General features: G+C 56.3%; 7 protein-coding genes and 1 pseudogene. 5 read left to right on the plus strand and 3 right to left on the minus strand.

The annotated features are described in order from the left end of the window. The 5 genes and pseudogenes from G6Q15_RS02295 to G6Q15_RS02315 all read left to right on the plus strand — a co-directional run. A pseudogene (locus G6Q15_RS02295) lies at positions 1-1,386 on the plus strand (glycosyl transferase family protein); the annotation flags it as partial. Next, positions 1,383-2,576, plus strand: a complete 1,194-nt coding sequence (locus G6Q15_RS02300) for a hypothetical protein (RefSeq protein ID WP_164115257.1) — start codon at positions 1,383-1,385, stop codon at positions 2,574-2,576. The pseudogene G6Q15_RS02295 and the gene G6Q15_RS02300, both read left to right, overlap by 4 nt. Before the next feature lie 126 nt (positions 2,577-2,702). Beyond that, entirely contained in the window at positions 2,703-3,617 is a 915-nt protein-coding gene (locus G6Q15_RS02305) for a sulfite exporter TauE/SafE family protein (RefSeq protein ID WP_164115259.1), read from the plus strand. A gap of 50 nt (positions 3,618-3,667) precedes the next feature. Beyond that, positions 3,668-4,390 carry a TIGR02186 family protein gene (locus G6Q15_RS02310; protein ID WP_240330736.1) on the plus strand — a complete coding sequence of 241 codons (723 nt, stop codon included), beginning with the start codon at positions 3,668-3,670 and terminating at the stop codon, positions 4,388-4,390. 110 nt (positions 4,391-4,500) lie between these two features. Next, positions 4,501-6,189, plus strand: coding sequence for a DUF87 domain-containing protein (locus G6Q15_RS02315; protein ID WP_164115263.1), 1,689 nt, complete (start codon positions 4,501-4,503; stop codon positions 6,187-6,189). A gap of 140 nt (positions 6,190-6,329) precedes the next feature. Here the strand turns inward: G6Q15_RS02315 and G6Q15_RS02320 are convergent, their stop codons facing one another. From G6Q15_RS02320 to G6Q15_RS02330, 3 genes are all read right to left on the minus strand, one after another. After that, positions 6,330-7,070 (minus strand): 7-carboxy-7-deazaguanine synthase QueE, encoded by a 741-nt coding sequence (locus G6Q15_RS02320; RefSeq protein WP_164115265.1) that lies wholly within the window; start codon positions 7,068-7,070, stop codon positions 6,330-6,332. Between the two features lie 15 nt (positions 7,071-7,085). Beyond that, entirely contained in the window at positions 7,086-9,731 is a 2,646-nt protein-coding gene (locus G6Q15_RS02325; RefSeq protein WP_164115266.1) for a valine--tRNA ligase, read from the minus strand. A gap of 235 nt (positions 9,732-9,966) precedes the next feature. Beyond that, positions 9,967-12,066: a S9 family peptidase gene (locus tag G6Q15_RS02330; protein WP_164115269.1), complete on the minus strand. Its 2,100-nt coding sequence runs from the start codon at positions 12,064-12,066 to the stop codon at positions 9,967-9,969. Positions 12,067-12,077 lie beyond the last annotated feature (11 nt).

The raw sequence follows: 12,077 nt of genomic DNA on the forward strand, positions 1-12,077 counted from the left end.
ACCGATGTCCTGGGGCATGAGCTCCTGCTTTTTGCCGCGCTCTGGTTCCTGATCGGCGCATTGGACGATATCGCAGTGGACCTGATCTGGCTTGGCCGGAAGGCAAAAGGGTTCTGGCATTGGCTTTCGAGGCGGGCACGCGAAACAAAACCTGTCCCCGATCATATTGACACTCATATTGACACGGGCGGCTTCGCAATTTTCATTCCCGCCTGGCAAGAGGCGGATGTGATTGGCCATATGCTACATCATTGCCGCAAGGCATGGCCGCATGATGATATTCGCATCTATGTCGGGTGTTATCCGAATGATGGGGATACGATCGACACCGTTTGCTATGCGGCATTTCAGGATCCGCGTATCCGGCTTGTCATTAATGACCGCAATGGGCCGACGTCCAAAGCCGATTGCCTGAATGCCATATGGCAGCAAATGTGCATGGATGAAGCGGGCGGAGATGCTTCGGTGCGTGCCATCATATTACAGGATGCCGAAGACGTGGTTCATAAAGATGCACTGCGTGTTTTCGCACGCTATCTGCAAAACCATGATTTTGTGCAGTTACCCGTGGTTCCATTCGTCAACCCGCACTCGCGTTGGGTATCAGGACATTATTGCGATGAATTTGCCGAGGCGCATGGCAAGTCCATGGTTGTGCGCGCCGCCGTATCGGCCGGACTGCCTGCTGCCGGTGTGGGGTGCGCATTTTCGCGCGATGCCATTGTCGCCGTGGCGCAACAGAACTGGCGCAGCGGCAGGGCGGCCCAGCCATTTGATGCGGATAGCCTGACCGAAGATTACGAACTGGGTCTCAGGATCAAGGATATGGGCGGATCAGGTGTTTTTGTACGTGAACGCGGCAGTGAGGGCACTCTTGTGGCAACATCGGAATTTTTTCCCTCTGACATTGGTGAGGCTGCACGGCAGAAGAGTCGATGGATGGCGGGCATTGCCCTGTTGGGTTGGGAACGCATGGGGTGGCGTGGTAACTGGGCGGAAAAATGGATGCGCCTGCGCGACCGCCGCGCCGTGCTGGCCGCATTGGTGCTGTGCGCGGCATATCTTGCCATGCTGTTTCTTGCAGTTACCACCATAGGCAAATGGGCGGGTATTTATGACCCGGTTCCCATTGGCGCGCCGTTGTCGCTTATATTGCTTTGCAATGCGGGGTTGCTTTTATGGCGGCTATGTTTCCGGTTTGGCTTTACCACGGCGCAATATGGCTGGCGTGAAGGATTGCTTTCAGTACCACGCGTGGGGGTGGCCAATATTATCAGCATCATGGCGGCCCGCCGCGCGCTGGCCGGATATATCCGCGACCTGAAAGGCATAAGGCTGCGCTGGGAGAAAACGCAGCATATTATCAAGCCAGGAATGCCTGAATGACAGTGAGAAACCGGGATATGCGGGGTCAACCCATTATTTTTCTGGGCATTGTGGCATGTGTCTGGATACTGGCGCGGATCATTGCCTATCTGCCGGGTCAGGATGTGGTAATGCAAAACCCCTATGCCGCGCATATACCTTCGCCGGCCGCCGCCATGGCAGAAACTGATATAGCAGAAAATGCGGTTCAGGTTGGTGGAGTACCATATGCCATACGCGGCTATTTGCATAACACCAGCACAACCGAAAATCATGACCGGCGTTATATTTCCCAGCACTATACTTCTACGCCCAAGCCACACGGAAGGGGTATTGATCCAGCCATCATGGCGCAGCATCACCTGCTATATATGCGCAGTTCCGGTTATATGAGCGGACAGGGTTTCCAACGTGCATTTGCCGCAGGCGCGCAAAATATGCGATCTGATAAATGGCGGCATCTGGAAACCGGATTGCAGCAGCCGTCTTTCCTGCCTGCACCAGCCATATCAACATCGCGGCCTGGCAGATGGTCTTTGCAGGGCTGGGCTTTTGTCCGACAGGGCGGCCAGGCACTAAGCGTAGGGCAGGGGCAATATGGCGGAAGCCAATTCGGCGTGACGGGCCGTTATACGCCCAACCCGCAAAGCAAAAGGCCGGTCCATCTTTATGCCCGTCTTGCCAGCTCCCTGCCAGATGGTGGCAGGCCTGGCTTTGGTGATGCGGATGTCGCGCTGGGCGCTGTGGTACGGCCATTGCCTGCTATTCCGGCAGCATTGGCGGCGGAGCAAAGGTTTGGGCTTGGCAAGAACGCGCGAACGCGCCCTGCCGCCTATGCTGTTACGCAGATCCCGCCAGTGAATCTGCCTGCGCGCTTTTCCGCAGATATATATGCACAGGCAGGAGCGGTGGGCGTAAAAGATACGCAGCTGTTTTTTGATCTGCAGATGGTGGCGGAGCGGAAAATTGCCCGTCAGGGCAAGGCCGACGTCTCAATGGGCGCGGGATTATGGTCGGGCGGACAGACAGGCGAAAAAAATGCCACCGGTGCGCGGGACAATACAGTCCGGCTGGATATCGGTCCGCGTGCTTCAGTGCGCTTTCCTGTCGCGAGGGGCCGTGCAAAGCTATCGCTTGACTGGCGGCGGCGCATTTCCGGAAACGCGCAGCCAGGTTCAGGAGTGGCACTCACACTCGCCACCGATTTCTAACGCGATAACTTCTAATGCGATAAAGGGGCGGTTTTTGCCGCGGTAGTTACGGCGCGCGCAAATTATTATCGCCAATCGTGCTGCGCGAGCTTTTGCTTGGCTGCAAAACAGGATACAGCAGCCCATATGGACGTTTACCTCCCCATAGCCAATATGTCGGTCAATGCGCTGGTCATTATCGGGCTGGGCGGGCTGGTCGGTTTCCTGTCGGGCATGTTTGGCGTGGGCGGCGGTTTCCTGACAACACCATTGCTGATCTTTTACGGCATTCCCCCTACGGTGGCGGCTGCATCCGCCTCGACCCAGGTGACAGGTGCCAGCGTTTCCGGCGTTATTGCTTACACGCGCCGCAAGGGGGTTGATTACCATATGGGCGCGGTGCTGGTCGTTGGCGGCCTGCTGGGCACAGTATTCGGGGCCATGCTATTCAGCCTGCTGCAACGGCTTGGGCAGATCGATACGGTTATCAATATTTTATACGTGCTGATGCTGGGCAGCATTGGCGGTATGATGGCGAATGAAAGCATCCGTACGGTAATTGCGATGCGGACCGGGCGGCAGCTGAAAGCAAAGAAGCGCCGTCACCATCCGCTGGTGGCCAACATGCCGATGCGGTGGCGTTTTTACCGCTCGGGCCTTTATATTTCCCCGCTCGCACCGCTTATACTTGGTTTTGTAACGGGCATCCTGACAATCCTGCTCGGCGTGGGCGGAGGTTTCGTGATGGTGCCGGCCATGCTTTACCTGCTGGGCATGGGCGCACAGGTGGTGGTGGGCACATCGCTGTTCCAGATACTGTTTGTCACGATAGCTTCGACCATGGTGCATAGCATGACGACCAAAGCCGTGGATATTGTGCTGGCCGTTCTGTTGTTATTGGGCAGTGTTGTCGGGGCGCAACTGGGTGCGCGTTTTGCGCAAAGGCTAAAACCTGAATATCTGCGCCTGCTACTGGCCGCTCTGGTTTTGATTGTCGCGTTGCGGTTGGCCATCGGCCTTGGTTGGCAGCCAGATGAAATTTATACGGTGACGGTGCAGTAACAATGCGGCGCTGGCATCATATCCTGCTCACCTTTCTGGCCTTTGCCAGCATGCCGGGCCTGGCCGCCGCGCAGGAACCGACACTGGTGCCTGAGGTGTCACAGCGTGAAATCAACATTCAGTATGGTTTTACCGGGGCGGAGCTGTTGTTGTTTGGCGCGCTGGTAGCCCCAGGTTCATCTTCGGGCAAGCAAACGGACATTGTGGTGGTGCTAAAAGGCCCGGTACAACCCATAATAGTGCGCGAAAAACAACAGATTGCCGGAATCTGGGTCAATGCGGAAAGCACGGAATTCAGATCGGCCCCGGGATATTTTGCCGTTGCCTCTTCGCGGCCAATCGCAGACATAGTCGATGACAAGACCGCTGCCATATATGAGCTTGGGCTGGATTATCTGCAGCTTTCCCCGGCAGGGTCGATTGACCCGGAGGAGCAAAGGCGGTTCACGGCGGGGCTGGTTGACCTGAAATCACGTGGCGGGCTGTATGGTGAGAGCGGCAATAGTGTGACGATCAGTGAATCCGTACTGTATCAGGCACGTATCCAGATACCTTCCAGCGTACCAGTGGGGACCTATACCGCTGAAACTTTCCTTATTCAGGATGCCCGGGTGCTTGCTGCGGCGGTGCGCGAGGTGGAAATCCGCAAATTTGGTTTTGAAGGGTTTCTGGCATGGATGGCGGAAGATATGTCATTCATCTACGGCCTGGCCGCCGTCACCATATCCCTGCTCTTTGGCTGGGCAGCAGGAAATTTTTTCCGCCGCGATTAAAGGTGTTTTAAGCCTTTGAGAACCGTTTAAAGCCTTTATTTACCCTATTTGGCTATGAGATCTGGATGCAAGATTATGCGCAGCCAGAAAGAGCAGATAGGGGCCAGGACATGGATATTCGCCAACAGGATTTTGACGGGCGCCAGCCCGCGCCAGAGCAGGATGTGACAGCTGTCGCGGCGGCCAGCCAGAATGCGCTCGCGCAATATGAGATTGGCGAAATCATCGAAATATCAGGTGCCGGTTCAAAAATCGTCATTGATGTGGAGCGGCTGGAGGGACTTTTGGATGATCCCGATCCCAGCATCGCCATGGCGGGGCAAGTGGGTAGCCAGATCAAGATCAAGCTGGGCGAGCGCTCCGTGCTTGCGAATGTGCGTACCCAGCAGATGCATCCGCGCCAGGGCGGTCTCATTATTGCCAGCATCGACTTTCTGGGCGAAGGTGATGAGGAAGTCCTGACAGGTCGTATCTATAATTTCCGCCGCGGCGTGACGCGGTACCCGGTTCCAGGCTCACCTGTCTATGCGGCCAGCAGTGAAGATCTGAAACAGATATATGCCGCCGATGCGCGTGCCAATGTTGAAATCGGCACGGTGTATCCCACCAGCGATATTCGCGGTGCGCTTTATGTCGATGCGATGCTGGGCAAGCACTTTGCGCTTCTGGGTTCGACGGGTACAGGTAAATCGACCAGTGCGGCGCTGATCCTGCACCGGATATGCGACCTTGCCCCCGAAGGGCATATTGTGATGGTCGACCCGCACGGGGAATATAGTGCGGCGTTCAAAGGCAATGGCGCGCTCTATGATGCCAACAACCTGTCGTTGCCCTATTGGTTGATGAACTTTGCCGAACATTGTGAGGTGTTTGTGAAATCATCAGGTGCAGACAATCAGACAGACAGCGATATTCTGGCTAAATGCCTGCTGAGGGCGCGGGCCAAGAACCGGCTGGCCGAATCAATCGGCAAGCTGACCGTGGATTCGCCGGTGCCCTATTTGCTGTCCGACCTTCTCAACGAGATCCAGACTGAAATGGGCAAACTCGACAAAAGCTCATCCAGTGCGCCTTATATGCGGCTCAAGACCAAGATTGAGGAACTGAAAGCCGATCCACGCTATTCCTTCATGTTCTCCGGCATGCTGGTGGGTGACACCATGGCCAATTTCATAGCCAAGATCTTCCGCCTGCCATCCGAAGGCAAACCGATTTCGATAATCGACGTGTCATCAATGCCGTCTGACATTACCGCGACTGTGGTTGCGGTGCTCAGCCGGCTGGTGTTCGATTACGCCATCTGGGCGCGCAACGAGCCGCAGCGCCCGATCCTGTTCGTATGCGAAGAGGCGCACCGCTACATTCCTTCAGATGACAAGGGCGGTGACAGCGTGGTGCGCGATATCCTGAGCCGGATTGCCAAGGAGGGCCGTAAATATGGTATCTCACTGGGCCTGATAACCCAGCGTCCGTCCGACCTTGCCGAGGGCGTGCTGTCGCAATGCGGTACGATCATCGCCATGCGCCTCAACAACGACCGCGACCAGGCATTTGTGAAAGCCGCCATGCCCGAAGGCGCGCGCGGCTTCCTCGATTCGATACCGGCGCTGCGCAACCGCGAATGCATTATCTGCGGTGAGGGTGTGTCGATCCCGATCCGCGTGTCGTTCGACAATCTGGAAGAACATCGCCGGCCTGCATCAGAAGACCCGAGCTTCAGTGAGCTTTGGCAGGAACAGGGCGGTGAGGAAGAGATGATAGGACGGGTAGTCCACCGCTGGCGTAACCAGGGCCGATAAAAACTGGAGATTGCAGCGATCTGCTACGTCGCTGCGCCTTGGAAGTGCTTTTAGCACTCCCCGCGGCTGGCTTCTCGCAGCTCACTACAATCTCCAATTTTTACGGCTTTGCCATTGAATACCGTTTGGGCGAGATGCAATTACGTTCCGCGCGTATCCCCGTAGAGGTGGATATGCAGCCGGTCGGTCATGGCATAGCCGTTTTGCAGGGCAAGTTGGGCAAGCCATTTTTCCTTTGTTCGCAGCTCTTCGGACGTCACGCCTTCTGGCATCAGGAAAATGCGCGCGACCGGGACATTGAACCGTTTTTGCAGCGCATTTACCTCTTCCATGTCTTCTGGCGCAGCGATTACGAACTTGAACCAGCTGCGCGGGTCAGCGGCATAGGCGGTTAGTGCCAATGCATTGATGCGCTCGTCTTCCCCATTGCCCGAATGGGCGAGCTTGGGGGAGATATTTATCTGGTCCACGTGCGCGTCAAAAGCAGCGAGCAGTTCCACACTGCCATTGGTTTCTATTTCAATGTGATATGCATCGCCAAGCAGGGCGCATAGCTGTGCCAGCACGCCCTGTTGCAGCAACGGTTCGCCGCCGGTAAAGATAATGCGCGGGCAGTCAAAAGCGCGGATGGCCTCTGCCACATCGGCAATCTCCATGGCCAGGCTGTTGTCGCCACGATCATATTTCCGTCCGTCACGATGGTCAAAGTCGGTGCCGTTAAAATTCCATGTATAGGCAGTGTCGCACCATGTGCAGTGCAGGTTGCACCCCGACAGCCGTACAAACACTGACGGTTGGCCTGTGCTATATCCTTCGCCTTGCAGTGAATGGAATATTTCCGGTTTTCCCGGAGCGGTGGTGGCCAGGCGGAGTTTGGGCATCGTCCGCCTTTTCCCTTAACCCAGCCGCGCCAGTGCGGCCTGCAACCGCTCTGCCTCGGCGGTTTTATCGGCATGGTCTGCGCGCGCTTTTTCCACCGCTTCGGGCTTGGCGCGTTCGACGAAGTTGGCGTTGCTGAGGCGGCCCTCGAGTGATTTCGCCTCTTTCATCACGCCTTCCATCGCTTTATTCAGCCGTGCCTTTTCGGCGGCAATGTCAATCACGCCTTCAAGGGGCAGCACATATGTCGCGCCGTCCACCACGATCTGCGCCGCTGCACCATCGGGGGCTTTATCCGCAGTCACATGTTCTAGGCGGCCCACACGGTCGAGCGCGGCTTTCTGCCGTTCGATACGCGCCATCAGGTCCGTATCACCATCGCGCACATGCGCGGTCATTTTCGCGCCGGGCGGAATATTGAGCTCAACCTTGGCGGCGCGTACTCCGCTCACCAGCTTGATGATCCAGTCGATCTCCGCCTTCGCTTCTGCATCCACATTCGCGCGCGGGTCGGGCCATTTGGCGACGATCAGGTCATAAGTCCGCCCGCCTTTGTCCGCCGCCATGGAGTGCCATAATTCCTCGGTGATAAACGGCATAAAGGGGTGCAGCATGACAATAATCTGGTCGAGCACCCAGCCCGCAACCTTGCGTGTTTCATCGGCATTGTCGCCCTGCATTTCGGGCTTGATAAGCTCCAGATACCAGTCGCAGAACCGGTCCCAGACAAAGTGATATATGGTGTTCGCCGCCGCATCGAAACGCAGGTCGGTGAGCGCCTTGTCCAGCGTTTCCAGTGTTTCCACCACTTCGGAAATAATCCAGCGGTTGACAGGCAGGCTCGCTTCGGGCGCTTTCAGCGTATCGCTCGCGCCAATACCGTTCGCTTCACAGAAACGCGCAGCATTCCACAGCTTGGTGGCAAAATTGCGATATCCCTCGACGCGTTTTTTATCCATTTTAATGTCGCGGCCCTGGCTTTCCATTGCCGCCATAAAGAACCGCAGTGCATCGGCGCCATATTCGTCGATCAGGCCCAGCGGATCGACCACATTGCCTTTCGATTTCGACATCTTGCTGCCATCATCGGCGCGCACCAGCCCGTGCAGGTAGAGCCGGTGCCACGGCACATCACCCATGAATTCAATGCCCTGCATCGCCATGCGCGCATCCCAGAAAAACAGGATATCAAAGCCTGAAATCAGCAGGTCACCCGGATAATGGCGTTTCAGGTCGGTCGTTTCTTCCGGCCAGCCTATGGTCGCAAACGGCCAGAGCGCGGAGGAGAACCATGTATCGAGTACGTCCTCATCGCGGGTAAGCGTTACGCCTTCACCGGCCAGCGCCTGCGCCGCCGTTTCGTCTTCGGCGACATAGACTTTGCCATCGGTATCAAACCAGGCCGGTATCCGGTGTCCCCACCAAAGCTGCCGTGAGACGCACCATGGCTGGATATTTTCCATCCAGTTGAAATAGGTCTTCTCCCAGCTTTTCGGGACAATCTCGATCTTGCCTGATTTCACGGCTTCGATCGCGGGCTGGGCCAGCGTTTCGGCATCGACATACCATTGGTCGGTTAGCCATGGCTCGATAACCTCGTTAGAGCGGTCGCCATAGGGTGTCTGGATGACGCGGTCTTCGATATTTTCGAGCAGGCCTTCTGCTTCAATCGCTGCCACAACCTTTTTGCGCGCGTCGAAACGGTCCATCGCCAGATAATCTTCGGGGATCAGGCCATCACTGGTCTGGCACACCTTGGCCTCGGCATCGAGCATGTTGAGCATCTCGGCAGGCGCAAATCCTGCGCGTTTGCCCACCTCAAAATCGTTGAAATCATGACCCGGTGTGATTTTCACCGCGCCTGACCCCAACTCAGGGTCAGCATGTTCGTCAGTGACAATCGGCACCAGGCGGCCTGTGATCGGGAGCTTGACCATCTTGCCAACCATATCGGCATAGCGTTCGTCAGACGGGTGCACCGCGACTGCCATATCGGCCAGCATGGTTTCGGGCCGCGTGGTGGCAACCGAAATCGAACCACTGCCATCCCCCAACGGATATTTGAAGTGCCAGAACTTACCGTTTTTCTCGACCGTTTCCACTTCAAGATCGGAAATCGCGGTTTTCAGGCCCGGATCCCAGTTGACGAGCCGCTTGTCGCGGTAGAGCAGGCCTTTATTGTAGAGATCGACAAACACTTTAGTCACTGCCCGCGTAAAGCCTTCGTCCATGGTGAAACGTTCGTTCGACCAGTCCATTGAACAGCCCAAACGGCGCAGCTGGCCGGTGATCGTGCCGCCGCTTTCCTCTTTCCATTCCCAGACTTTCGACACGAATTCATCGCGGGTGAAATCGGTGCGTTTTTGCTGTTTGGCATTTAATTGCCGCTCAACCACCATCTGCGTGGCGATGCCCGCATGATCGGTACCGACCACCCACAGGGCATCCTTACCCTTCATCCGTTCGTGGCGGATGATGATGTCTTGGAGCGTATTGTCGAGCGCATGGCCGATATGCAGGCTGCCCGTCACATTGGGCGGCGGGTTCACAATGGTGAACGGCTCGGCATCATCGCGGGCGGGGCGGAACAGGCCCTTTTCTTCCCAATGGCTGTACCAGCGGGTTTCAATCGCAGCGGGGCTGAAATTCTTTTCAAGTGTCATGCTCTGCCTTTGCCAGTGTGCGCAGGCTTATTCAAGCCGGGAATGAGAGGTTGCCTGGACTAGCAGCTATTCACTTCGCGAATGCTTCCGGCTATCCAACACCCGGCAGGCGCCAAATCCAACAGGATTGACGGGCTTTGGCGCAAAACAAGGGCTCCTGGGCGCGAAGCTAAGGGAAGTTAAACCGATATGGTAGGTTTTGCCTGGTCATGTACCTGCAAAATATAAAGGGCGTTTATTCTGCTCCCTCACCGATATGCTTGTCCAGCCAACCGAATACATTGCGGTGCCACTGGATGCTGTTTTTTGGCTTGTTGATCCAGTGGTTTTCGTCGGGATAGATGAGCAGTTTTGAATCAATGCCCTTTTCCTGCAGCGCGGTGAATGGCATCAGCGACTGGGTATAGGGAATGCGGAAGTCTTTCTCGCCATGGATGACCAGCATCGGTGTCTGCCAGTTTTCGACATGGTTTGCCGGGTTCCATTTTTCGGCATCGGCGCGGCTCCACCACGGACCGCCATGATCCCATTGGTCGAACCATAGTTCCTCGGTCGAATAGGCAAAGGAACGCAGGTCGAAAATCCCGGCATGGTTGACGATACATTTAAAGCCATCGTTCCAGTTTCCGGCAATCCAGTTCATCATATAGCCGCCATAGGACGCGCCGAGTGCGCAGGCATTTTTGGTGTCGAGCGAACCGTCCTTTTTGCCTGCCGCAGCCAGGCCGAGTTTCAGGTCAGTAAGCGGCTTGCCGCCCCAGTCCTTGTTGATCGAGTCGGTAAATTCCTGCCCGTAACCAACGGATCCGTGGAAATCGACGGTGACAGCGGCATAACCTTGACTGGCCATGACTTTGGGGTTCCAGCGGAACGACCAGCTATTACCAAACGACCCCTGCGGTCCACCATGGACCAGGAATGCGACGGGAAGCTGGTCGGCGTCACCGCGCGCTGCGCCAGTGGGTTTGATGATCTGGCCCCAGACCGTATCGCCATTCGCGCCTGCGAAAGAGAAGCGGTCAACAACAATGGGATCAATTTCGGACAGCACATCCGCATTGACACGGGTAAGCTGTGTCACCTTGCCATTCGCATCACGGCGGTACAGGTCATTGGGCGCCTGCAGGCTATTCTTCGCATAGATGATTGAGCCATCCGCCAGCGGTGTCACGCTGTGCACATTGCCTGCGCCGGTCAGCCGGGTGATTTTACCGCTTGCCACATCGACGCGGAAAGCCGGATGGTCAAGCACATCCTGCGCGGTGACAATCAGGCTTTTGCCATCGGGCGCCCAGGCGATTGAACCGACAGAGCGGTCCCAGTCTTTTGTCAATGCGCGTTCGTTTTGCTGCGGGGTTTTGAGTTCGCGCAGCATAACGACCAGCTTGTCGCTTTCATATCCGGGACGCTCCATCGCGGCCCATGCCAAATATTTACCATCGGGTGAAATGGCGGGAAGCGTATCGGTCGCTTTGTTGTCAGGGGTCAGGTTAACAACCTGATCCGAATGAAACGACGCGCCATATATGTCGAGATTGGTGGATTTGGGTTCATCGCCATCGGCAATGCGCATGGTATAACCAATGCCTGTGCTGTCAGGTGCCCAGACGACTTCTTCACCGCCGCCAAAAGGCTTGGATGGACTATCGCCCACAAATTCGCCGTCCGCTGCCTTGCCGGTGCCAGTGATTTTGCCATCTGCCATTTCGAACATGAAAATACGGCTGTAATTACCCGGCTTTTCCCAGCTGGACCAGTGGCGCACGAACAGTTCGTCATATTCCCGGCCTGTGCCAAGGCCGTTGTCAGCGGTGTTGCCATCGTCGTCACAGCCGAATGTCGGGCAGTTTTTCGCAATATCGCTCCATATGGCTACGCGCGCGCCATTGGGGGCAATATGATAGCCGACAATATCGGTTTTCAGATCGCTTGTCTGGACAGGCGTGCCTGCGCTGCCATCTGCGGAAAGCGGAACGTGCCATAGCTGCTCCGAACCCGAACGGTCGGAAAGATAATAAAGCGCGTTGCCATCAGGTGCGAAGCTAGGGCTATGTTCGTCTGCGCCATCATGGTCGGCGACCGGTATGGGCTGTGCGTTTTTGGAATCGAGCTTGAGCAGGTATAGCCGTGTCGAACGATCAAAACTGTCGGCATCTGTAGAGGTGACCTGATAGGCTGCCCATTTACCGTCCGCCGAAACTGTAGGCGCGCCGAGGCGCTTCATGGTGGCAAGGTCCATTTCGGTCATGGGCCGGGCGGCCGCTTGCGCGGAAAGGGTGAAAGGTGCGCTGGCAATGGCGAGGGCGCACATACTCGCTTTCAGGATATGTTTCATATGAAACTGCT

Source organism: Sphingorhabdus sp. Alg239-R122 (genome assembly GCF_900537065.1).
GTDB lineage: Bacteria > Pseudomonadota > Alphaproteobacteria > Sphingomonadales > Sphingomonadaceae > Alg239-R122.